This is a genomic window from Rhodococcus qingshengii JCM 15477 (assembly GCF_023221595.1).
GTDB classification, from domain to species: domain Bacteria; phylum Actinomycetota; class Actinomycetes; order Mycobacteriales; family Mycobacteriaceae; genus Rhodococcus_F; species Rhodococcus_F qingshengii.
The window spans coordinates 52,835-75,043 of sequence record NZ_CP096568.1; the positions used below are offsets into that span (position 1 = coordinate 52,835).

The 22,209-nt window shown below is 61.4% G+C and carries 26 protein-coding genes; 7 read left to right on the forward strand and 19 right to left on the reverse strand.

Going from position 1 to position 22,209, the window contains the following annotated elements; translation table 11 throughout:
- Positions 1–221: 221 nt before the first annotated feature.
- Together M0639_RS33805 and M0639_RS33810 are read right to left on the reverse strand one after the other, a co-directional pair.
- The gene (locus tag M0639_RS33805; protein ID WP_179090812.1) at positions 222–941 is read right to left on the reverse strand and encodes an SDR family NAD(P)-dependent oxidoreductase; all 720 of its coding nucleotides are present in this window, start codon (positions 939–941) and stop codon (positions 222–224) included.
- Between the two features lie 41 nt (positions 942–982).
- Positions 983–1,795 carry an SDR family NAD(P)-dependent oxidoreductase gene (locus M0639_RS33810; RefSeq protein ID WP_076949034.1) on the reverse strand — a complete coding sequence of 271 codons (813 nt, stop codon included), beginning with the start codon at positions 1,793–1,795 and terminating at the stop codon, positions 983–985.
- Positions 1,796–2,136: 341 nt separating this feature from the next.
- Between M0639_RS33810 and M0639_RS33815 the strand changes: the two genes are divergently transcribed.
- Both M0639_RS33815 and M0639_RS33820 read left to right on the forward strand, forming a co-directional pair.
- A complete protein-coding gene (locus tag M0639_RS33815) occupies positions 2,137–3,501 on the forward strand; it encodes an MFS transporter (protein ID WP_076949033.1) in 1,365 nt (454 codons plus the stop codon).
- A 233-nt stretch (positions 3,502–3,734) separates the two neighbouring features.
- Positions 3,735–4,061, forward strand: coding sequence for a hypothetical protein (locus M0639_RS33820; protein ID WP_054802191.1), 327 nt, complete (start codon positions 3,735–3,737; stop codon positions 4,059–4,061).
- A 56-nt stretch (positions 4,062–4,117) separates the two neighbouring features.
- On the opposite strand, the gene M0639_RS33825 is transcribed toward M0639_RS33820, so the two are convergent.
- From M0639_RS33825 to M0639_RS33840, 4 genes are all read right to left on the reverse strand, one after another.
- Entirely contained in the window at positions 4,118–4,561 is a 444-nt protein-coding gene (locus M0639_RS33825; protein ID WP_076949032.1) for a 5-methylcytosine restriction system specificity protein McrC, read from the reverse strand.
- A 1,114-nt stretch (positions 4,562–5,675) separates the two neighbouring features.
- Complete coding sequence (locus tag M0639_RS33830; RefSeq protein WP_143541265.1) at positions 5,676–5,912, reverse strand: hypothetical protein; 237 nt, start codon at positions 5,910–5,912, stop codon at positions 5,676–5,678.
- A 183-nt stretch (positions 5,913–6,095) separates the two neighbouring features.
- Positions 6,096–6,350, reverse strand: a complete 255-nt coding sequence (locus tag M0639_RS33835) for a hypothetical protein (protein ID WP_143541264.1) — start codon at positions 6,348–6,350, stop codon at positions 6,096–6,098.
- Between the two features lie 14 nt (positions 6,351–6,364).
- Positions 6,365–6,832, reverse strand: coding sequence for a DUF1272 domain-containing protein (locus M0639_RS33840; protein ID WP_083745058.1), 468 nt, complete (start codon positions 6,830–6,832; stop codon positions 6,365–6,367).
- Between the two features lie 190 nt (positions 6,833–7,022).
- Between M0639_RS33840 and M0639_RS33845 the strand changes: the two genes are divergently transcribed.
- Positions 7,023–7,310 carry a hypothetical protein gene (locus tag M0639_RS33845; protein ID WP_076949064.1) on the forward strand — a complete coding sequence of 96 codons (288 nt, stop codon included), beginning with the start codon at positions 7,023–7,025 and terminating at the stop codon, positions 7,308–7,310.
- A 33-nt stretch (positions 7,311–7,343) separates the two neighbouring features.
- Here the strand turns inward: M0639_RS33845 and M0639_RS33850 are convergent, their stop codons facing one another.
- Positions 7,344–8,057 (reverse strand): SOS response-associated peptidase, encoded by a 714-nt coding sequence (locus M0639_RS33850; RefSeq protein WP_248671255.1) that lies wholly within the window; start codon positions 8,055–8,057, stop codon positions 7,344–7,346.
- A gap of 154 nt (positions 8,058–8,211) precedes the next feature.
- Here M0639_RS33850 and M0639_RS33855 point away from each other — a divergent pair, with 154 nt between their 5' ends.
- Positions 8,212–8,349, forward strand: a complete 138-nt coding sequence (locus M0639_RS33855; RefSeq protein ID WP_179090811.1) for a hypothetical protein — start codon at positions 8,212–8,214, stop codon at positions 8,347–8,349.
- Between the two features lie 343 nt (positions 8,350–8,692).
- Here the strand turns inward: M0639_RS33855 and ligD are convergent, their stop codons facing one another.
- From ligD to M0639_RS35330, 4 genes are all read right to left on the reverse strand, one after another.
- Positions 8,693–9,604 carry a non-homologous end-joining DNA ligase gene (ligD, locus tag M0639_RS33860; protein ID WP_209448997.1) on the reverse strand — a complete coding sequence of 304 codons (912 nt, stop codon included), beginning with the start codon at positions 9,602–9,604 and terminating at the stop codon, positions 8,693–8,695.
- Between the two features lie 37 nt (positions 9,605–9,641).
- The gene (locus tag M0639_RS33865) at positions 9,642–10,130 is read right to left on the reverse strand and encodes a DinB family protein (RefSeq protein ID WP_143541263.1); all 489 of its coding nucleotides are present in this window, start codon (positions 10,128–10,130) and stop codon (positions 9,642–9,644) included.
- Between the two features lie 322 nt (positions 10,131–10,452).
- The gene (locus tag M0639_RS33870; protein ID WP_076949024.1) at positions 10,453–12,930 is read right to left on the reverse strand and encodes a site-specific integrase; all 2,478 of its coding nucleotides are present in this window, start codon (positions 12,928–12,930) and stop codon (positions 10,453–10,455) included.
- On the reverse strand, positions 12,930–14,213 hold the full coding sequence (locus tag M0639_RS35330; protein WP_064075513.1) for a tyrosine-type recombinase/integrase: 1,284 nt from the start codon (positions 14,211–14,213) through the stop codon (positions 12,930–12,932). Before M0639_RS35330 ends, M0639_RS33870 begins: the two co-directional genes overlap by 1 nt.
- A 205-nt stretch (positions 14,214–14,418) precedes the next feature.
- Between M0639_RS35330 and M0639_RS33880 the strand changes: the two genes are divergently transcribed.
- Positions 14,419–14,583 (forward strand): hypothetical protein, encoded by a 165-nt coding sequence (locus tag M0639_RS33880; RefSeq protein WP_179090810.1) that lies wholly within the window; start codon positions 14,419–14,421, stop codon positions 14,581–14,583.
- A 178-nt stretch (positions 14,584–14,761) separates the two neighbouring features.
- On the opposite strand, the gene M0639_RS33885 is transcribed toward M0639_RS33880, so the two are convergent.
- The 3 genes from M0639_RS33885 to M0639_RS33895 all read right to left on the reverse strand — a co-directional run bounded on the left by M0639_RS33885 (position 14,762) and on the right by M0639_RS33895 (position 15,804).
- Positions 14,762–15,067, reverse strand: a complete 306-nt coding sequence (locus M0639_RS33885; RefSeq protein WP_076949023.1) for a hypothetical protein — start codon at positions 15,065–15,067, stop codon at positions 14,762–14,764.
- A gap of 138 nt (positions 15,068–15,205) precedes the next feature.
- Positions 15,206–15,547 carry a hypothetical protein gene (locus tag M0639_RS33890; RefSeq protein ID WP_054802305.1) on the reverse strand — a complete coding sequence of 114 codons (342 nt, stop codon included), beginning with the start codon at positions 15,545–15,547 and terminating at the stop codon, positions 15,206–15,208.
- Entirely contained in the window at positions 15,544–15,804 is a 261-nt protein-coding gene (locus M0639_RS33895) for a WhiB family transcriptional regulator (RefSeq protein WP_143541262.1), read from the reverse strand. The genes M0639_RS33890 and M0639_RS33895 overlap by 4 nt, the downstream gene beginning before the upstream one ends.
- A gap of 301 nt (positions 15,805–16,105) precedes the next feature.
- Here M0639_RS33895 and M0639_RS33900 point away from each other — a divergent pair, with 301 nt between their 5' ends.
- Positions 16,106–17,272, forward strand: coding sequence for a DUF6615 family protein (locus M0639_RS33900; RefSeq protein ID WP_003944605.1), 1,167 nt, complete (start codon positions 16,106–16,108; stop codon positions 17,270–17,272).
- On the opposite strand, the gene M0639_RS33905 is transcribed toward M0639_RS33900, so the two are convergent.
- The 4 genes from M0639_RS33905 to M0639_RS33920 are packed head-to-tail and all read right to left on the reverse strand — an operon-like array spanning position 17,257 to position 19,950.
- Positions 17,257–17,982, reverse strand: a complete 726-nt coding sequence (locus tag M0639_RS33905; RefSeq protein ID WP_011331661.1) for a hypothetical protein — start codon at positions 17,980–17,982, stop codon at positions 17,257–17,259. The two genes, M0639_RS33900 and M0639_RS33905, sit on opposite strands and share 16 nt — an antisense overlap.
- Entirely contained in the window at positions 17,979–18,857 is an 879-nt protein-coding gene (locus M0639_RS33910) for an RAMP superfamily CRISPR-associated protein (RefSeq protein ID WP_011331662.1), read from the reverse strand. Before M0639_RS33910 ends, M0639_RS33905 begins: the two co-directional genes overlap by 4 nt.
- Positions 18,857–19,270: a hypothetical protein gene (locus tag M0639_RS33915; protein WP_054802307.1), complete on the reverse strand. Its 414-nt coding sequence runs from the start codon at positions 19,268–19,270 to the stop codon at positions 18,857–18,859. The genes M0639_RS33910 and M0639_RS33915 overlap by 1 nt, the downstream gene beginning before the upstream one ends.
- Complete coding sequence (locus M0639_RS33920; protein WP_064075724.1) at positions 19,267–19,950, reverse strand: hypothetical protein; 684 nt, start codon at positions 19,948–19,950, stop codon at positions 19,267–19,269. Before M0639_RS33920 ends, M0639_RS33915 begins: the two co-directional genes overlap by 4 nt.
- Positions 19,951–20,088: 138 nt before the next feature.
- Between M0639_RS33920 and M0639_RS33925 the strand changes: the two genes are divergently transcribed.
- A complete protein-coding gene (locus M0639_RS33925; RefSeq protein WP_064075725.1) occupies positions 20,089–20,943 on the forward strand; it encodes a phosphoadenosine phosphosulfate reductase domain-containing protein in 855 nt (284 codons plus the stop codon).
- Positions 20,944–21,588: 645 nt separating this feature from the next.
- On the opposite strand, the gene M0639_RS33930 is transcribed toward M0639_RS33925, so the two are convergent.
- A complete protein-coding gene (locus tag M0639_RS33930) occupies positions 21,589–21,960 on the reverse strand; it encodes a hypothetical protein (RefSeq protein ID WP_152688356.1) in 372 nt (123 codons plus the stop codon).
- Positions 21,961–22,209: the final 249 nt, after the last annotated feature.

The following is a 22,209-nucleotide window of genomic DNA, read 5'->3' on the forward strand; positions in this document are numbered from 1 at the left end:
TTCGTTTGATGACGCTGATCATGCCCGGATGCCTTTCCGATGGGCGACGCCGTTGTCGCCCATCGGCCTGCAAAGAGCACTTCGAGGCAGGCTTGTAATGGGCCATGCTCTCGCGGCAACGGGGACGGGCAGACTCGCTGGCCCGTGAGGAGCTAGGCGTCAGGCGGATCTCGGGTCGGCCGTCCGAGTTCTGTCACGAAGGGACCATCGACCTGCGTGTCCTAACGGCCCCGCAACCGCCCGCCACTGACGTTGTGAATGGCCCCGCTGACCCAGTCTCCCGTCGAATCGAGAAGATAGCGCACCGAGTCGACGAGTGGTTGTGTACCACCGAACCCCAGAGGGTGCTCCGCAAGATAGACCGGGACGTCTTCGGGATCCATCGGCGTGCCGGTGTTGCCCGTCGGGCCGGGCATGAGGCAGTTCACCAAGATCCCGGATTCTTCCAGCTGACTGGCCAGTCCCACGGTAAGCCCGACAAGTCCAGCCTTGGCTGCCAGGTATGCCGGCGATATCGTTCGTCCACCGATGTATATCGACGACGAACTCATGAAGATGATCCGGCCATATCCACGGGCCTTCATATTCGGTAGGACGGCTTGCGTGCACCACCACTGCCCGGACAAATCTGTGTCAATGAGGGTGTTCCAGTGCGTGGCGTCGATATCAGAGGCGAGTCCGGGCTGAGCATCGAGGCCGCCGTTGTTTATCAGAGCGTGAATGTTCCCGTGCCGCTGTAGGACTGTTTCCACCATCGAATTGACCGAGTCACGATCGGCGAGATCAACGAAGTGCGCCGTGGCATCTCCCCCAGCATGACGGATGTCGGCGGCGACGGACTCAGCGAGATCGAGGTCGATATCAACCAACGCAACCGTCGCACCCTGCGCAGCGAGGCCGCGACCGATGGCCTCGCCGATTCCCTGTGCACCACCTGTCACGAGGGCAACACCATCAAATGTGCAGGTCATCATCGTCCCCGTCACACCGAGTACCACGAAGTGGCGCCGCCGTCGACTTTGATCACTGCGCCCGTGACGAACGAACTGGCAGGCGACGCCAGGAACAACGCTGCCGAGGCAATCTCGTCCGCCGTGCCATTGCGCTCGAGGAGGATCAGCCTGTCCTGCGCAGCACCGAGACCATCGTCGGAAGCGAACAACTCGAGTCCCTTCTCTGTTGCCGTGGGTCCAGGAACGAGGCAGTTGGCCCGGATATTGTCGGCGCCGTGGTCGACCGCCAGGGCACGGGTGAGGTTGATGATTCCTGCCTTGGCCGCGCAGTAGCCGGCAGATCTGCGCGCTCCGAGAAGACCGTATTCGGATGAGGTCGTGATTATCGATCCGCCGCCGCTCTCGACGAGAGCAGGGATTCCGTACTTGGTGAGATAGAAGGTGCCGCTCAGGTTGACCGCCAGCATGCGTTCCCACGAGTCGACGGACGCTTCGACAGCGCTACCCCACTCATGAGCGCCGACGTTCGCGTAGAGGACGTCGATACGGCCGAAGTCGGCGCTGATCTGGCCGATTGCGCCCTCAACCTGACCGGCGTCACTGACATCCGCCCGGTATGCGCGTGCGATTGGCCCCCCTGCTGCGGCAATCTGCTCGACAACGGGTTCTCCATCTGCGATATCGACCACCGCAACGCAGGCCCCGGCTCGCGCGAACTGTATAGCCGCAGCGCGCCCGATACCCGTCGCAGCGCCGGTGATGACGGCAACACGGCCATCAAGAGATAACTTTCCGGCCCCGCGGGGCGGCTGATGTAGTTCGGTACTCGACTCAGCGGTCATGGCATCCCTTTGTTATCGACTGAGCGAAGTAGGGGCCTGCAGGCTTCCGGCCGTCGTCAGACGGACACCTTCGATGACATACAGCATGAACACAGCATCTCAGCGACGAAGCATACGCGCCGTGGCTGAAACAAGCTGTGCCGCAGAATGATCACAGAGAGCGACCTCCGCGTCAAGGGGCGCCCGGAAGCGCCGCAACCGTCCCGCGCCACAGGGGGGTGAATGTGATGCTCATCAAATTTGAACCCTCATGTGTCTTGACACACGGCGTCCCCGCGCTAACACTTGTACGGATAGCAACCACTTGGGCGCATAGCGCACACGAATCTGTGGGAGAGCCCATGCAGGCTTCAGTGATCGACGATTCTCCGATACTGCGATTTCACCGAAAACTCCGCCTTCAGTGCGGTGGCGGTACGTTCCTCGACGGATACGTGCTCAGCGCGATCGCCGTTGCGATGCCCGGCATCAAGGGCGAGTACGACCTATCAGCCGCCGCGTTGAGCTCGCTCGCCGCGGCCGCGATCGTCGGAATATTTGTGGGAAGTCTCATCTTCGGACCACTGAGCGACAGGCTGGGGCGCCACAAGCTTTTCACCCTGGATCTCGTTGCGTTCGTGGCATTCTCGGCGCTGACATACTTCGTCACCGATCTATGGCAGCTGATATTACTGCGCCTGTTAGCCGGCATCGCCGTCGGAGCCGACTACCCGTTGGCCATGACAATGGTGACCGAATGGATGCCCAGGCGGCATCGAACCGGCGGGATCGGCATGCTCGTCATGTGGTGGTTCGGAGGTGCCATCGCAGCGTACGTCTTCGGGTATGCAATCGTAGCTACCTTCGGCGACGATGCCTGGCGGCTCGTACTGGCGAGCGCCACGATTCCAGCAGCGATAACACTCTTACTCCGTGTAGGGATGCCGGAGTCGCCCAGATGGCTGCTCTCACGCGACCGACGGGACGAGGCTTTGGAAACACTGAAGTCTGTCTACGGCCCGGACGCAACACTGGAAGGACTCGAGACTCCCGCCAAGGACGAGGAACGCGGCCGTCTTCGTGAATTGTTCTCCCGCAAGTACATTCGGCGCACAATCTTTGCTTCCGGTCCGTACGCGGCGCAAGCGACGGCCTTCTACGTCATCTTGACGTTCGAGCCGACCATCTTGAACTCGTTCGGGCTCGGACACGGCCACGCCAGCTACGTGGGATCGGCCGCGACCAGTATCATCTTCTTGATCGGCGTCCTCCCGGTGCAACGCCTAGCCGAGTCGTTCGGCCGACGTCGACTGTACATCTGGTCTTTCGCACTGATGGTTCTGCCTCTGGCCGTTCTAGGAATCTTCCCCCTGGAGTCCGCGATCATCGTCGTCGCCTGTTTCTGCTTCTACGCGTTGGTCTCAGGCCCCACCAGCGTCTTGTCGTGGTCATACCCGAACGAACTCTTTCCGACAAAGATTCGAGCCACAGCAGTTGGTTTTGCGACCTCGATGACTCGAATCAGCGCAGCGATCGGCACCTTCCTGCTACCGATCTCGATCGACTCCCTCGGCATCAGGCCGACAATGCTCATCGGTGCTGGTGTCGTCGCCGCAGGATTGCTGATGTGCATTCTGTGGGCCCCCGAGACAAGTGGCCAGTCACTCGACGAGGCCAGCGCACTACCCGCGGAAGAAACCACCGGACTCAAGGTAAATCCAGCGTGATCTGGGGCCGTAACCGCGCGGCCACACTGTGGATCTGACGGCGTAGAAGCGCCGTCAGATCCACGACGTATCCGAAACACCTCATCGCCCAACCAGAAATCGGTGCACTCAGAGCCGCTCCAGGCGCCGGTGTTGTATGACAACCACTTTCGCTTGTCAAACACTCACCAGGAAATCCGGGGTCGTCGTTGATTGTCTCCGTCGACACGACAGCAACCTCACGAAGGAGGAACATGACTGCCGTACCCCACAGCCCCCGCACCGACGACCCCATGTGCACCTCCCTCGCCGACAACAAAACAGAACAACACCACCGCTCACGACTACCTGCCGCGTCGATCGCTTTAGGGACACTGTCCATTGCGGCGTTCTGGTTGGTAGGACTCGGCCTCGCACTCGGAATTGCCGCGACAATCTGCGGCGCCATCGCCACGACACGGCCCGCGGTCACCGACGACGAAGCAGCATCGCTGCGGGCTCTACTCGGTATTGTCGCCGGCGCCGCAGGGATCACCGTCTCCACGGGCGCCGCCCTGTTCCGCGTGCTGGGGCAACTATGAACCGCACACACAGCTTCATGCAGACCGCATCACCCAATGCTACTTACAGGCAACGATTACGAGCCGTGTCCGACCACCGAGAATTCATCACCGTTCCGAGTCCTCATAGCCTCGACGAGCGTGTCGATCGAGGCCAGCAACTCCGCTGGCGGCGTGGTCAGGTCGAGGGCGTGGCAGTAGATGGTGATGTCGGCGCCTATAACCTCGACGGCAGGGGAGGCGGTGTCGCCTTTCGCGTAGATCAGGTGCCCTTCGCGTAGTCCGAGTGCGGTGCAATAGGCGGTCAGTTGGTACATGTCCGCGTTCGGCCCCCTCTTGCCGGGCGCGGTTGTTTTGTACTTGGCGTCGATCACTGCCACGGGCTTGTCGTCGTTGTCGTACCAGGTCAGGTCAGGTTCGATCGTCACGGTGCGGCCGTGATCGAGGTAACGTGTCGGGCCGGATCCGGGACGCACTCCCCTGCCGCCGCGGCGGCAGATCGCAGCAGCGGTGGTGGTCATCAGAAAATCCTGAAAACACTGTCCACATGTCGAGGACGAAGCCTCGCACGACGACAGTCCCGATGCGGTGCTCGATGGACCGATGCTCGATGATCAGCTCCGACAACTGCAATGCCCAGTGGTAGCGCTCGTTCAATCTCGTTCGCGCCGGAGACGGTTCGGCACCAGCGGTGGGCGGTGTGACGTCTGCGAGGGCGCGGCGACCCCTGGCCAACCTCGTCTGCAGACGGGTTTGCACCACCGCGGACCGGTGTTGACGTCACGATGGCGGCGAGCAGCAGCTGGTTTTCGCCGATGCCTTCTCGCAGATGTTCGTTGCGTCTCGCTCGCGTGCGCAGAGGCCTCACGTCAGGGATGCGTGTCATGCGGCAACGTCCCTGTGAGGGCGCTGACAGTGAGGGCGCTGGCAGGAGCGGACAGCGCGCCCCCTCGCAACGAGGAAAATGCCCATAGCTCCCATATGGGAGCTATGGGCATTTTCGGGGCATCGTTGACTATGCGTGCGTGATGACGTCGAAGCACACCCGAGCTACAGCTCCAGACCTGATACTGCCGCCGTCGGTCAGCACAGGGAACGTGATGCATCCAAATCTACTGGCACTCAATATCTTTCGACGTGGGCTCCAGGTGGGGCCCTGCCGGCAATTGGGCGGACAGGAGTTTTCAGTTCATCGGCACATTTCGTGTGCCGGTCGTCGCGGGAAGGCCGGGACGGCGCAGGATTACTAATTTTCGTGCATCGGCGGAAACCCTCAGATGGCAGCAAAATCGAGCAAGCCGGAACTACTCCGAACGAACTGACGCACCCGCCACAGGCCGATGTCCCAGTTCTTCCAGACGGTCGAGCTCAGCGACAAGCGCGTCTCGACTGGTGTACGTCTCAACCGGATCGCGCCGCGATTCATCCGGTGCCGGGAAATACACTTTCCAGACCGGAGCACCAGCGTCACGTCCGACAGCGATGTGCATCGGTTGCGCGAATTCACCCCAGGCATCGAATACCTGCCTGCGGCTTCGACATGGTCCCACGTCGAATCTTCACAGCCGTCCCATTCACGGCGCGATCGCAGCAGCCGCGTGAGAACCGGGTCGATGAGGTCGTACTCGTTCTCGCCTACAACCCTTCCGACGCCACGAGAGCTTGGAACTCCTCGACCGTCAACTCAGGTGCGAGCTCGATGTAGGCGCTCCCCGCGGTGTCATCGAACGGATTACCGAGTTCCATCGTGCGGACAACAGACCCATCCCCGCCGGGCACATGCGCAGATGCACGACGCCCGGCCTGGCTCGACTTGTTTCGCCGCTTCTTCGCCAGACGCGTAGCTTGTATTGCTTTCTTCGAGCGCCCCATACGGATTCCTTAGCTAACGAACATCTATCCTCTGTAGCCTACGTAAGATCCGGCGATGCGCCTGAAAGATCCCGGCGCACGCGTGGTGCACCCCTTGGCTCCCGCTCAGACCCCGGGAGCGTCCTGCGTGAGCGGATAGAAGGACAACCCCGACCAGAATCGCCACTATCACTGGGGAGTAGGTCATAAAGAAGTTGTGCGCCGTCGACTGCGTGCTCCCGCGCGCCGAATGCAATGTCGACGCCCACGGCCGTACAGCTCGGCGGCGTCGAGTGCGCGGGTGATCCGGTACGGGGCCAGCGCGCCGGTGGCCCACTGTTCGTGGGCCCGGTCATGGGCTGCTCGGCGCTGCGCCGAGACGGCAGCCCACTCGGCTCGTTTCCGCAGACGCGCTGCTGCACGGTCTCCTGCTGCACGAAATCTGGAGCGTGTGGGCATGGTGTGCTCGTCGGTCACAGCGTCTGCGGTTTCCCGTCGGCGCGACCTGCGTCCTCGTGCGCGTGGCCGGCAGGGGTTCGGAACACGTCTTCCCCACGAAGTGTGAGAACGGTGATGAGAGCTTCTCGCGGTGTGCAGTCGGGACGCATATGACGCACCTCGATCGCTGCCAACCTTTCTCCGTCGGTGGCCTTGATCTGCGAGATCAGATTCCGCTCGGTGTCGGTGAGCTCGAGGACGCCGGAGGGCTTGCGTTGGGCAAGATAGTTACCGATTCGACCTGCCCATCCCCGACGAATCACTCGGGCCCCCGCGATGCGACGAGGACGCGCGGTCAACTCGCCGCCGCAGTTCGGGCACTCGTTGTCCATCGCCGCTGAGCAGTCGACGCAGAAGGTGCATTCGTAGCTGCATATTGTTGCAGCGGAGGCGTTGTCGAGGCAGGTGCGGCACCTCTCGCAGATTGTTTTCATCGCCAACATCGCCGCTCCTGGAGTCGTCTCGCCTTCCGGCACAGTGCATCTGTCAGCGTCAGAGAACCACACCTGCCCGCATTCGACCTACGGGGTCACAAACCATCATCCCGGCCACTTCACGCGTCCATGAGGCCCGCCCAGCGCGGTGTTACGGCACGATGATGTGCACGGTCGATCAGTGAATTCGGAGGAAGAAATGAGCAAGGATTTTTACACTGCGTCGGAGCTAGCGGCTCTGGGCTATGTGCCAGAGCGTCTGACGTCGGTGTTCGGTGAACCCGATTCCGTCGACGGGGAGTTCCGTTGGGATACCGACACCGTTGACGCCGTCGAGCGCGATGTACTCGCTCCCGCTGCCCGGATCATGTTCGATGCCTTCGCTCCGGAATGGAACACACGCGTCCAGATGACCGGATCGAACCTCGCTCTCGGATGGCCGCAGATGGAACAGATGCTCGCCCGCGTGACGCTGCGGGAATCCTGACCTCTCGTCGAGCGCGAAAGCCCAGGACATCAGTCAGTGGACCGGTTCGAGCAAACTCGGGTCGTTGTTCCTCGGACTATTGACCGCAGTCGAGACTTCGTACGGTTCGAGATGCGGCTCCGGAACGGAATTGATCATGGCCTGGACCTCGCCTTTGTCGGTGAGGTTCGGATCGAGCCAGTGTTCCCAGAACGATTCAGGCAGGATCAGCGGGGATCTGTCGTGTATGTGTCCCGTGGAATCCGTAGCTGGCCGAGTCAAGACAGTACAGGTCCATACCCACTTGTTCGGATCGTCTTCTGGAAGTTCGGGATCGGGCCACAACTCGTAGAGTCCAGCCATCGCGATCACGTCGCCGTCCCCGTGAAGAAAGTACGGAATCTTCTTTCCCTCTTCGCTTTTCATCCATTCGTAGTAGCCGTTCGCGGGAACGATAGCCCGCCGTTTGGAAGCACTACTCCTGAATGACGGCTTCTCCGTGACGGTTTCACTGCGGGCGTTGATCAGCTTGGACGCCATCTTCCGGTCTTTTGCCCAGGCAGGGAGCAAACCCCAGCGGACGGTCCGGAGCTGGCGCTGGGGCTCGGAGCCGGGTTCCTCGCGTGGGGTTCGTTCGAGGATCACCCGGACGGGTTGTGTGGGGGCGACGTTGTAGGACGGGGGCAGCTCGTCGCCGACGGTGTGCATGGTGTCGAAGAACGACTGCAATTCCTTGCTTGAGCTTGTGCTGGCGTAGCGCCCGCACATGGCCTGACCTCCTCGTAGTCGGTTCCTGTCCCATTGAACAGCGTGGGTCCGACTTCCGCTTCAAACGGCGTGTGATGATCTCGGTGACCACGTCGGCAGCACGGAGAGGGGTTCTGCGATCAACGGTCCTCGGCCGGCATCTGCTGATGTTGCATTGGCGATCGCAGCCGCCACGGTTCTCGGTGCCACCGTCGGGGTTCTCCTCGCCGACGTGATGGCCGGGGTCGCGGTCGGAGCCGGCACCGCGGTGGTCTTCCGCTTCGTACTGCGGATGATCATCACCAGAAGATGAGCTTCTGCGCTGGTCAGCGGCGCGGAATAACTCTGCGGCGGTCTTCGTTGTAGAGGCTGTCGGTGTTCGGTTCTTTGCCCCGGGTACCACCCCAGAAATGCCGCTTCGAGCGGCCACTTGCCGAGAGGCGCAAGACGCGCACCGACCCTGAGAAGCCGCTGGACACCTTCAGGTTCCGGCGGCTTCGTCATATCCACCCGGGCTTCAGTAACACTGTGTGCCCCCGAACTCGCACGGAGTCACCTCGGAGAGAGCTATCCGCCAGTCCCACGGCAATGGAAGCCACCAGATCCAACCACCTGCGATCATCTGAAAGCCTCCTCGAACACGTTCCTGCTCCAGATCAGTGACGACCGGGGAGGTCGACCTCATCAGCGGTCTTGTCGTCGCGCAGCCCTCGAAAGGATGGGTGCCGCAGGCTACCGCCAGTGAACTCCCGGTACTCCACGTCGCACACAAGAACCGGCCTTGACCAGGATGCATTGCGGGTCACAGCTCTCGGCGGCTCGATGGCGAACGGGCTGATCGGCTGTTCGAGTTCGACGAGCTTGTCTCGCAGTTCGCGGCGCTGTCGATCGGTCAGGCCCGTCCCAACGTTTCCGATATGGACAAGCGATCCGGAATCGTCGTGGGCGCCGAGGATCAACGACCCGACTCCGCCAGCTGCGCCACCCGCTCCAGGGAGGAACCCGCACAATACGGCCTCACAATTAGCTCTCAACGGGGTCTTCAGCCAGTCCCGAGATCGCTTGCCTGGCTGGTAGATCGAGGAAATATTTTTGGCGACTATACCTTCCAGATGGTGCTTCTTCGCGACTTCCAACATGGTCGGTCCGTCGACGTTGAGCCAGTGTGGTGGGACTTTGATGCGCGGATGTTCGAGGCTGAGGTTGGCGAGCGCTTCGCGGCGCTCGAGGTACGGCAGCTCGGTCGTCGATGTGCCGTCGATGTCGAGGATGTCGAACACATAGTACGAGGTCAGAGCCTCGTTGCGGAGCTGAGCAGTGGGCCGCAGGACGTGCATCCGGCGCTGCAACAGGGAGAAGGACGGCACACCGTCGGGTCCGAGTGCGACGATTTCGCCGTCGAGAACGGTTTCGCGGTGATCGAGCACAGAACGGAGTGCGTCGAGGATCTCGGGGAACGAGGCGCTGATGTCGTTTCCGTTTCGCGACCACAGCGCCGGATCCTTGGAACCTGTTGTGGCTATTGCCCTTTGGCCATCCCATTTCGACTCGAATGCCCTTAACTGCACAAACTGCGAACAGGACAAGTTGTCACGCGTCCGACTGTCAAAGTAGCGGCTTGTCGATCTGTTCGCGGAGGATATCGCCGTGACCCGCGTGCCTGGCGAGCTCTTGGATCATCAGAAGCAGCGTCCATCGCATGCTGACGACCCCTTCTCGGGGAGTGTCCATGATGTCGTCGAGGTCGAAACGAGAGGCGATCTCACGTGACCGTCGACTGGCGCGCTCGAACTCGGCGATGACATCCGCCAGCGCCTCGTCGTCGGCAACAGCGAAGGTGCCCTCGTCGCGGCGGGAGTATCCATCACACTCAGATTCGCTGAGTCCTGCCCAAAACCGTTGGAACCAGATTCGTTCCGCGGCAGCGGCATGCTTGATCAACGAGATCGGTGTCGTCAGCGATAAGACGAGTCGTCGACGAGCGTCGATTTCAGAGAGTCCGCGCACGGTCTCGATCAGCGCTTCGCGGTTCCGGTCGAGCATGTTCTCAATGATCGATCGCTCCGTGCCGGTAGTAATTATGTTGGTAATAATAGTCTTTCACTCGTTTCAGTCAGGCGGACGGCCAAGGACCGCCGCTCGCTATCAGTTGGGATGGGTTACGCACAACAGCAACCAAATGCGGGGAGAAGCGAAATGTCCGGCACCGGGAACCGAGCCAGAGAAAGGCGATGTGATCCGTTTGTCATCAAGGACGATGTGCTTGGGAATGCAAGGATAGGAGCCAGCGTCAACACCGCGGCAAGGTTCTGCAGTCTGCTAGTAGTCTATCGCATAATTGCAATTCGGGAGAGGACGACCGCCCGAACCTTGCGCCTGCCAGCGCTTGTCGACACGTCTGACAAGGCGATACCCATCATGTGTGAGGCTGAACGGTGTGCGCGACGATGTCCGGGAAGCTGGGCATGTTGAGTTGAACGGCACGACGGGCCCGCCGATCGATGTGGTCCAGTTTTTCCTCGGTTGCCACGAGGCTCACGCGGAGTCCTTCTGCTTCGCCGATCCAGCCTTCGCTGTCCGCCTCGGTAATTCGGGCAGTAAGGTTGTCGCGTATCTCGACCAATCGGAAACGTTGTGCGGGATCCACACGCAATACGGGGCACCGGATGCAACTGTGTTCGTGTTGGCAGCTGGTGCCGTAGGCGCGGCCGCATTCGCCGAGGGCGAGTTTACGGCGCTCGAAATGTCCGAGAAACTCATCCCATTCGGCATCTGTCGGGGTGCGGTATTCCTCGCTCGGGCGAAGGGCGCGTCGGCGCGAGATGAAGGCGCGGTGACCGTTGATCGCTTCCTCCGGGTAGATGGCTTTGTATCCCATGGTTGTGTTGATGTCTTTGTGCCCCAACAGAACTTGAGCTATGTGAGGAGGCATGCCGTTCATGATGGCGTCGGTAGCGAAGATTCGGCGCAGATCGTGGGGCTGGAAGTACAGCGGTTCGCCTGCTGCGTCCTTCACTCCTGCCGCATCGATGAGTTCGGTCAGTGCATTGCGGATCAAGCCTGCGGATACCGCGCGGTGGTGACCACCGCTTTTCCATTGGAACAAGAGTGGGGCGGGTGCCACCCAGATGCGTTCGTTCCGGTCGTAAAGAGGCACAAGGGGAACCCCTCCGTCCGCGCCGCGTATTCGGGACACGATCGTCGACAGCATGTCGGCGAGGTCCGGGCTGACCACAAGTAGGCGTTCCTCGTCTGTCTTCGAGGGTGCAATCTGCAGTAGCGGGATGAGCTCTCCGGTGGAGGGCAATCGATATTGGGTGATGCTGTGGTGGCTGATTTCGAGCATCTCTTCTATTCGAACGCCGGTGTGTCGCAGGACTTCCACACTTGCCAGAGCCCAGAATGCCCGGTTCTCGGCTTCCCGGAGCCGGATGGTTCGCCCCTCGGAGTCGTAGATCACCGGAATGCCGTCGGCGCTTGCTTTCAACCATGGGTCCGACTTGGTGTAGGTCTTGCCGAGGACGCTGAATTTGGCGCCCGGCGATGCCGCAACAGCGGCCTCGAGGAGCATCTTGGCGTCATGGGCTCGTTGTTCTGCGATACGCACCAGTTCTGGCAGTCGAGGTAGTCGCTCTCGTGTGCGCTGATCCATACGTGCTTTGCGTCGGCGTCCGATCTTCTTCGCGCTCGTCTCTCTTGGGCCGATCGGACACGGCGCTACCCACCGCGCCCACCGCGCGGGGTCGAGAGCTGCCCACGCCGCCAGGTCGAGATAGAACGCGCGCACAGCTGTCAGCATGTCGGTGTAGTTCATTCGTGGACTACGGGTCTCGGCGTACGTTCCGTCGGGGAGTCGGCGGCGGCTGACCTTCCAATGCATGCGTTCTTTCCACGCCTGGGCTACACCGCGGTCGAGTTGCAGCGAGTTGATTCCCGGATGGGTGGTCTCCAGGTTTTTCCAGAAATGCAGCGCCAAATGTCGTGAGAGATTGTCGAGCGTCGTGTAATCCAACGAGGGGTGACGCTCGGACAGATAGTCCACGAGGAGATTCCGGACGTCGGAATTTGCGATGTCGAAGCGGTCGACGAGTTCTCCGACGGTGCTCTGCCCTCGATACACCGTGACGAATCGTAAAGTCGGTGGCGCGTCTGGTGGAAAGATCCCGATGTCGTGGAGAAGTTTGTAGAAGAGGTAGCGAGTTTTACCTCTCGAACATACGGCGAGCTCCGCCTGGCGGAGTTCGACGCAGTCACCGACGGTGATGTCGGAGAGGCCGCCGCCTTTGGACAGGATCAACATGGAGATCTGCCATCGTGCAGTTCGACCCTGCATTGCTTGGGCAGTTTCCGCACCTGCCGCAGCCTCCAGTCGCTCGAATCCTTTCGGATCTCGGCTGATTGCCGCCCAGTCGCGCCAGTAGTGCGACCGGTGCAGTTGGACCACGAAACGTAAATCGGGGCGAATCAGATCCGCGACGAACAATCCGATCAGGGCATGCGTCAGGACTGTGGACCGGACGGATGGCACCCCCTGTTCGTCCAGCCACATTTCCGGTACCGAAACCCATCCGAGACCGTGTTCGGCGACGCAACTGCCGTTCCAGCGGTCTTGCCAGCTCTTTCCCGGAAACGAGTTCAGCCAACGCAGAAGCATCCCAGCACCTCGGACAGCATCGCGCTGAAAGTTCTCGCTACCCGGAGCCCGGATCATGAGCGCTTCCACCCGCTTCAGTGCGGCCGCGCGGCCGAGTTCAGTCGTCTTCCACGACGACGGCACCACACGCGGTGGATACCGATCGAGGAGTGTGTCGATGACACTGCGATTCGCACCTTCGCGGGCATCGACGTTCAGGCTCCAACTGGCAGGCACTTTGGAGACACGTGCAGAAACCATCAGCGTCGACCTCCGAAAAGTACGTCCAGTACTGCCGGGTTGTAGCCCGGCGCTGGCGGTGCGTGCAGCGATTGGGTGTTACCGGTGTATCGAGCATGGTGGGCTCGGACGTGTGCGAAAACTTCGTCGCGACTCGGGGTCAGATACAGCTGAGTGGTTGTCAGGTGCGCGTGGCCCAGGATCCATTGGACATCGGACAACGGCATGTCAGGATCGCTCGTCATCCGAAAAGCGGCGGTGTGGCGCAGGTCGTGAATGGTCCAATTGGATCCCAACACCGACTGCGCCCGTGAGAACATCGCGCGCGCTCCCGAATACGACAGCTGCCGCCACGGCCTTCGCAACGTCATCCACAAGGGATGATCGCAGCCGCGAGGGGCATCCTTTCCCCATGCCTCTTCTTGATAGATCCGCAACCACACGAATGCATCTGGCGACGCCGGCAACTGTTGGACCTCCCGGGTCCCCTTCCTTATTACCGTGATCAATTGCTGGCCCGGGTCCGCACTCTGCTGGGACATCGACAGGAGTTCGTCGGCGCGGGCACCGGTCGAGACCCAAAAGGCCAACATTGCCCGATCTCGGTTCGACGACAACGCCGCGAATAGTTCGTTGAAACGATCGTCGGGAATCCGCTTGGGTATCCGTTTCGGAACCTTGGGTCTGTATCGGCCCTTCCGCTCGTTACGAAACGGATCGTGCGGATCGTGATGCGCGTTCGACCGAAAGGCACGGGGCGAGCGATCCACCGGGAACGGATTGACGACCGGCCCAGCACCGATGCTCATCTGAAAATCGTAGAACGCCCGCAACACTGTTTCCGCGTGCGCGCGAGTGGCCGGGGAGAATTTCTGTCCCTGCCGCGGCTTGCCGGTGACCTCGTTGACCACCCAATTACCACTCTTGGTCGCGTTGCCCCCTACAGGTGTTGTGCCGGAGACTTTTTCGCCCCGCCTCCGCCAGTGTTCACGCCTGGGTTTATCCGCAATCTTCATCCAACGCGCAAAATCACGGCCCTCCGCGGGAGTGGCTCTCTCCCATCCCACATCGACCGCTGCGAGAAATCTCCACCACCGCAACAAGTCATGTCCGTACGATCGGATCGTCGCCGATGACCGGTCACACGCGTGAAGTTCCTCGAAAAATAGTGTCGCAGTGCCGATTACCTCACCTGACGCATCGAGTAACCGGTAGGGCTCTGCTTCGGAACCTGTCGAAATCAGCCGCCCCACGTCGGGAACGACAAGCCCTGCAAGATCAGTCCGGCGCGTCTCGCTGCACATACTGAGGAAAGTATCAGCACACACCCTGACCTGCAATGATGCGATTCGTTAGTTCAGTTAATACGCCAGCGCTCCCCCGTCGGAGGCTGCCCGAGCGTGGCGAGCATCGGCGGCACTGGTTTTCCGGTGGCAACGCTCATACCTTCCACTGTGCGCTGGTTTGTACTGGTTTCGACCAGTTTTCGGAGGTTGAGACAATAGCGAGATGAGCGAGAATGCAGAAACGGATGAGACTCAGGGGTGGAGCCCAGCCCCGGACGAGGGCCAGGCCGGCACAGTGATGACGAAGGATGGTCAGTGGGCCTACCGGTACAAGGACGGTGCGGAGCTCATCATGATGAAGATGCCGGAGCGCCCAGCCTCCACGTAGGAATGTGCAGTGTGGCCCACACCGAACCTCCTTGCCTTGCAAGGCTGGTAGCGGGCCGCCATTGTCTTGGACCGGCTCTGGTCATCGCCTCGGTTTCGGCGCCGGCGGGACTCATGTCTCTACTCTGCGTGGGTGGTTCTGATTTCGCGCGGTTTTCAGGCGAGAGACTGCAGGACACTCACTGAGCACGCCGACCATCAGCCGTACTTTCACGTAGCTCCATACGCAGACACCGAGTCAGCCGATCTTCTCTTCCAGGCCGTTCAGGGTCTATCCCGTGATTGTTGTCGAGCAGATACGCGTTGGGCTCGACGACTCGGCAGGCCGGACACTGCCATCCGCTCAGTCTTGTGCCCTTCTGTATCCCGCCTGCGCAATCCCACGGTGCAGTCCACATCGCCGGGATCATGCGCTCTGACCACTCGCGAACAGCAACAACATCGCCCAGTTCAATGTCGAAAAGCGTGAGCTGCGAGTCGTTCATCGCATTTCCTGGATCAACTCTGCTCCAGGCCCGAGCACTTCGTCTTCGTCAGTCGCATCCTTTGCCCCGCGAAGGGCAACCATGAGGCCGGCAACGCCCAACAGGCATGTCATCGAGGCTCCTGCCATGAACAGAAGATCACCCACACGAGGTACCGATTTCGCTTGCTGGACGGATCCACGAAATCCACGCCTCATGCTCGTCTGCGTGCAGCGGAACAGAACCCGGATCATCGGGGTGAGTGTCCGCCCACGCTGATTGTTCTGCCACAAGATCCGCCACCGTCGCCCATGTTTCCGAGGTACTAGGCGGGTTCACAGCAGCCGCTTTGGCGAGTGCTCGGCGGGTAGCTCCACTGAGGCGAAGGAGCTCTGTGCCGCAAATCCCTCGATCCCAAATGTAGCGGGCGAGTTTGATGGAATCGGCATATTTCGCGGCCTCCGCGTACGAGGTGTGGGTGAAGTCCACGTGGGTGGTCACGGCTGCACCCGGGGGTAGCGGCGGCGCCGCTCCGAGGCGGTCAACCCGCCCCAGACACCGAATCGTTCGTCGTTCGCCAATGCGTATGCCAAGCAGTCGACACGAACCTCGCATCCTGCGCAGACCCGCTTCGCCGGCCGCACGGCTTCTCCGGGCTCGGGAAAGAAGGCTTCGGGATCAGTTCGTTGGCACACGGCTCGCTCCTGCCAATCGCCATTTCCAGTGATATCGACTGGGTGAATCTCGGTGATGGTCATCTCAACCACAACTCCTCTACACATCGGCCTCTCGGATTGATGGGCGAACGGTAGCGAGGGACCTGGACTGCGTGAACCGGAGCGGAAGGCCGACCGCCCTTTTCGACTTTCACATCGTGGACGCGAAGCGGCGTCCTACCAGATCAGTGCACTTCTGTGTACTGCAAAACGACCGGTAGATTTCTAAGCGTTCGCGCCCGGACATGCGATCCTCTGACGCCGGCAACCCTTGTCCGGCGGCCCACAACCGACCGATGGGATACACGTGCCGACTCCAACTTCTTCCGCGCCTGGCCCAGTCATGACACGGCTCGCAACAGCGTTGTTCAGGAATGCACAAAGCGCCGGCCGAAACTTCAGGGATGGAGAACGTCACAACATCCGCCAGGGTGAAGAAGGAACTACCGAGCGGATCTTGTTGAACCTCGCGAAGACCATTCCCGAACTCCACGTCGGAGCCTTCAGCCACAGAGAGGAATCCCGCTACGGGGCGGACTGGGAATGGTGGATTTCGGACGGATCGAATAAATGGTTTCAGCTCGTCATCCAAGCCAAGAAGCTTCAAACGCCGAAGGCGCATCCGGCCGGGAAGTACAAGATCAAGCACAAAATTCGATCCTCCGGCATGCAGCAGATCGACCTACTCGACCTCTACGCCCGCAAGAGCGGAGCGCAGAGTCTTTATGCGCTCTACAACCCTGCGGCTCGCGGCGTCCGGTACAGCGATCACAGATGCTGCCTCGGTCCCTCCGGTGACCGAATCACTGCTGTCAGCGCAGATGTATTTCTCAAGCGGTTCCCACGTACCAAGGGGCTAATCGATGATGTCCCCCTAGCCGCGATCCGTGAGTACGCGCTCCCCTGGTCGTGCCTGGCAAACGACCGTGTCGCCACACACGACGTGCCACCGCCACCAGGGCCTTCCCCGCTGACCTTCATGCAATTTGCTCAGTGGACAGTTATGCAAGATGCCAACAGAGACTCGCTTGGCACGTTCGATTCGACCAGCGCGGCATATTCATTGCTCGTCAACTCCGTGACAATGAAAGCCCTTGCACAAAGCCAGGACTGGTTCACGCGGAACTATCGCCACTACCTCGACGACTGGATGGGCGTAGAGAGACCTGGGCAGCCCGAAGAATGGAAGGACGCGCAGAAGATTGCCATATCTCGGCACGAATCTTCCGACGAGCTTTTCGCGCAACAGCGAATCAGGATTTTCGACCGCGCTGAACTCCCTGCCTACGTCTCCGCTGTCCTCAGCAACGAACCGATCCCCGAGGACGTCCGGCACCCCTTCTCCGAGATCGATGCCGCCCCCAAGCAGATCCTCACGCTCATCGCACCACCCAGGGTCCAGCCGGTCGAGCCCCCCGGTGAGCCGCAAAATTTGACGAATACGACCTGTTACCCGTTTCGAGTAACAAGCCACCAGTCCCCCTTCCAATACCGCTACCTCGGCAGGTGAAGTTCGCGCATTCGCGTCGGGTGCATGTACGGCGGACGAACACCAGCCAACCCGAACCCCGAGGTGACCGGCGCATCTCGCGAGGCCACACATGATGCCGGTGTCGTGCGTCCCAGCGTCCCGTCAGCGTGCTCGTGCGAGAACTCCCACAGATCCTCACCTGCACGGTTCTCGAACTCCCACCGCAAAACGCGACCCTCACCGTGCGCGCGTTTCTTCCCAATCACATCGAGACCGGACACTATCGCCGCGACGGCCGTCAGGTCACCCACACCGCGCCAGGTGACAGTTCGGGAATTGGTGATCATCAACGGCATGTACCTCGCCCGGTAGCGGCCCTGCCGGTCCGAGATCACTGCCGGCACGCTCGACGCGAGTTCCTCGAGCCCTCGGTGATCAGTTCTGCTCGCCCAGTGCCGCACCACCGGATCTCCGGCCGGGTCTTCGGGGAACGAACACGTCGCGCACCAATGCCAGTCCGCGCCCGCCAGAGTGCAGCGCGCGAGAGGCAATTCGAGATCCGGCGGGGTCTTCTCCGGCGAGAGCGCCGGCACGTATTCGCCGCGGTCGAGGGCGCCTGCTTTGTGGTCGGCCCACAGCTCCGCGGCGAGGATGCCGTCCAAGGCGATCCCCCAGGGGCTTGCATGTGCCAACCCTGTCGAGAGATGGGCCCTGACCAGGAAGGGAGCGAAGGCGGTGTCTGCGTTCATGTCAGCCACCCCAATGCCTCGATCACGTCTTCTCGAAGCGGTTCCAGTTCCGCTCGCCAGTCCGCGACCTGCGGGCCGGGGCCGGTCAACACGGTCAGCTCCGACTCGGCGCGGACTCTGCCGTGCCCGATCGCGCTGCGCCCACCCAGGAAGCCGTCTCGCGAAAATCGTTCCCACACGTCACTGAAGAAGGCGATGTCGCGGTCGGTTGCCCGGTCCAGCCTCAGGAATGTTTCGAAATGTGTTCCTGCGGGCAGCGTCTCGACCTCGAAGCGCATCAACATCGACGTCTGGTGCGCCGAAGTTCCCGAACCGGGCACGGTGTCGGCATCGAAGGGCGCAGGGAAAGACTTGGTTCCGGCGTCGTCGAAGCGGCTGTAACTTTCCAGGGACATGAGCTCGAACTGCGACATGAGCACTCCCGGGTAGGGCCTGCTCATGATCGATTCTGTTTCCTTCACTCGGGGAACGACTTTGCCGACTTTGAGACATCCGTCGATCGGCGGCGCACCGCCTCCGTTTCCTCCGAACAGACTGATCGGCGGGACCAACTCGCGCAGGCGCTGACGCCGGCGGCCGGTCAGTGAGTCGCCGGCGACTTTGCTCAGGTTGCCGCCGTTGCGCAGTGCGTGCGCCGCGGAGAGAGGTATCTGTCTTTCGTAGCCGATCACATCGCGGAACAACTCCTCGGCGGTGCGTCGCAATGCTCCCCGCAGCGAGTTCCCCGACACGACCGGTACCAGCACTTTCCTCCCGTCGGGCTGCAGGATCGGTTCGCGGCGAAACAGTGTCGTCGTCGTTTCCGACTCCTCGCCTTTCTGCGAGATCGACGACAGGGCAGTCAGTTCGACATCCCATCTCACGGTCGAACGCATCAGCTGACCTTCCTCGCGGCGCGGGCAGCGGCAACTGATTCGGCCACGATGCGGGTGCGCAGGACATAGGCCGTGGGACGCTCCCGCAGCAGTGTCAGGACCGGCTCCGATTCGGCGCGCAGAAGAGCGGCCAACTCCAGCCGTTCGTCGGTTGTTCGCGGCTCGGATTCGAGCGAACGTGAGACAACCGACCACCAACGATCGAGGTCGGCTCCTCCGACATAAGTGGCAACGCGGACTCGGTTCGGCAAATGCTGCGTCCAGTACGTCGCCCGGCGCCGGCCCACCCACGAATCCCAGTCCACGCCGTAGTGCAACAGCAACAGCAGCCGCTCGGCCACACTCTCCACACCCTGCAGTTGTGGGAGGCCTGCGGGAGCGGCAGCGAGCCAGCGGTCGGTCGGCGTCGTCATGCGTGCGCCTTATTGCGAGGCGGTTTGGTGGCCAACAGCGCCAATCCCCACCATCGGTCGACGTGGCGGTACGCGGACAAGTGATCCCAGTCCTCGAAGATCGCCGGCCACCGACGCGCCGGCACGGCGCGTAGCACTGCATACGGGGCTGCGCTCTCGCCGAGCATGCGTTCACCGAAGCCGTGAGAGCGCAGTCGGCGCATCGCGGCAGCTGCTGCGACATCGCGATCCGACCACGGCAAACAGGTGTCTTCGACGGCAACGGCACCCCACCGGGCGTGCGGCAGGATGTGTTTGCGGGCCGGGCGCCGCAACGGCACCACCAGCGCGATCTCCGACGTCAACGGTGCCGACAAGGTCCGGGCCAGGCGCGGCTGCGTCAGTTCGGTCATCGCCGGCGCGGTGGTGATCAGATGCATTCGGGTTCGCAACTTCGGCGTCTGATACGCCCACCGGCACGGTGCGCAGAGACCTTTCTCGGTCGGAGCCTTCCACGAGTCGAATGCGGTGAAGGTTCGCGAGATCGCCGACCGCGCGGGCTCGATCGGTGTGTCGGCCTTCGCGCAGCGCGCACACCGCCCCCTCTGCAGTGAGTCCTTCTCAGATGAACGATTCGTCGATGCGAACGCCGCCTCCACGACCTCCACGCACGAGATCACCTCCTGTAGTTTTTCTTTCATCACGCTCCTCCTCCTGTGCAGGTGCCCCGAAGCGGATCGGCTTCGAGGCCTTACATACACAGGAAGATCCGCCCCAAGGGCCGCGTGTGACAACAACGCCAGAAATACCCATCGAGCACCCAGGGAAGCGGCAGAGACATGAGTGGCACCCCTCGCGCGGACGGACTAGATCTGACCACACTGCGCGCACTGCGGCGCCCACATCCCAACCTGGCCGCGATCAAAGAGCGCATCGAGGAACACCTCGACAACCACGACGGATATCTCGCCTTCTCCGGCGGCAAAGATTCACTCGTCGCCCTGCACCTGACCACAGCGGTCGAGCCGAACATCCCTGTCGTCTTCTTCGATTCAGGGCTCGAATACCCACAGACCTACGAGTACATCGCCGACCTCGCCGACGCATGGAACCTCAATCTCGAAGTACACCGAGCCGACCCACCCCTGCTGACCGTCCTCGCGGACTCCGGCGAATGGGATCACCACCTGCCCACACGAGCAACAACGCGAGCGCTCCGCGACATTCTCATCGGAGCACCCTCACGCGCGGCACATCAGACTCACGGACCCGGAGAGATCTGGGGTGTACGCGCCGACGAATCAGCGAAAGGAACCGGACGCTGGTCGATGTACTACAACGCTCTCAACAGCCGAGTCACCGAAGATTGCGTCGACTGCTGCACCACAGCAGCGCAGCAGCGCCAAACACATGGCGGCGCCCTCGACCGAGCCGACGGCACAAATGTTTTCGGGCCGGTCTGGAACTGGAGCAGCGAAGACATCTGGACACACATCGCCGCGCACGACCTTCCCGTCAACCCCGTCTACGACAAGCTCCGCCGCCTCGGCACCCCCGAGCAACACCTACGGGTCTCACACATCCTCGACGGAGCGTTCCTCGAACGCGGCCGCATCACCAGACTCAGACGCGGATGGCCTGCACTTTTCGAAGAACTCGCCCGAGTCCTCCCCCGCATCCGCGAATTCGTCTGACCTCGAAACCACATACGCTCGAAAAGAGCTACGCTTTCGGCGTTATTGGACTGCGCGCAAACAGTTTTCACCTTCGCGAGGGAAGCACCACGATTCCCTCACCAATTCAGTCACACACCTGGACCTCGACACTGGAGGTCGCTAGCGTCGCATAAACCAGTGCTTGCATCGCAATAACCTTCGCGCGCTCCATGTCCGTTCCCATCACGTGCTCCGATTGGTCGACGCGCGACAAAGCTCGGTCAGCCCAAAAAGTCGGACCCTGAACTGTAACCATGAGAATTGGCTCCTAAAAGAATTGGCGGGTTCGTGTTGACCCGCTCACAACCTTTCACACATGTGCAGCCGTCCGCGACCCCACTTTGCAACTCGGCGTTGCCCTCTCAATACGGCGACAAAAACAGCAGCAGGCCGCCACCTCGACCAATCTCGTGGGGAATATTCCCTCACAAGATCAGGACCGCCGATGGTGCTGCGGTCTGGGTCGGTGTGGCGACCTGCTGCTCGTCGCACATTCGAGATTAGCCGAGGGCTACGACACATCGATCAGAAAGGGTGCGACGGCGGGCTGCTTTCTCACGCTTTTGCGGGCGCAGCGACGAGTCCCCATGTAGACGGACCGGGGGTACACGTGGTGTGCGTTTTTTAGGCCGAGCTGTCGTGCGCCGGATTCTGTTCGGACGTCTGTGGTGCATTCGCGGCGGCCGTATTCTCTGCCGGCGCCGACGAGGATCGCTTACTCGACGCTGCGGCCTTCTTCTTTTTCGGTGCGCTGTATCCCATAGCGGCGAGTTCCTTGACGGTCCACCCACCCGCGATCGCACGTTCGTGGGCAACGCGGATCGTGTCCTCTGCCTCAACCCGTGCCGCGTCGATGGCAGCAAGCTCAGCTTCCGCCTCCCCGATGGCACCGACGAGAGCGACCCGCGTTGCAATCGCCTCCTGCGCCAACGATTCTGCGGCCTTACGTGCTGTCTCCAGCGCCTTCTTGTGGCTTGACGGCGTTGTCGCGGTCATGGCAGTGGTATCTCCTTCACTCGAACCCCACTCGCCACACATACGGCGCGTCTCACTTCTCGTGCGGTGCACCGTTCCATATCGGTAACTTGAGCCCGCTCGAGAAGAACCATGTCGACGTGGATCAGGTCCGCTGTCGCGATCCTCAGAGACTGGCCGCATTCCAGCGATGATGCAGCAAAATCTGCCTGCGTTATCTCAATTTCCCAACTTGCTGGCAAAAGCTGTCAGGCCGTAAACGGGTCAGTT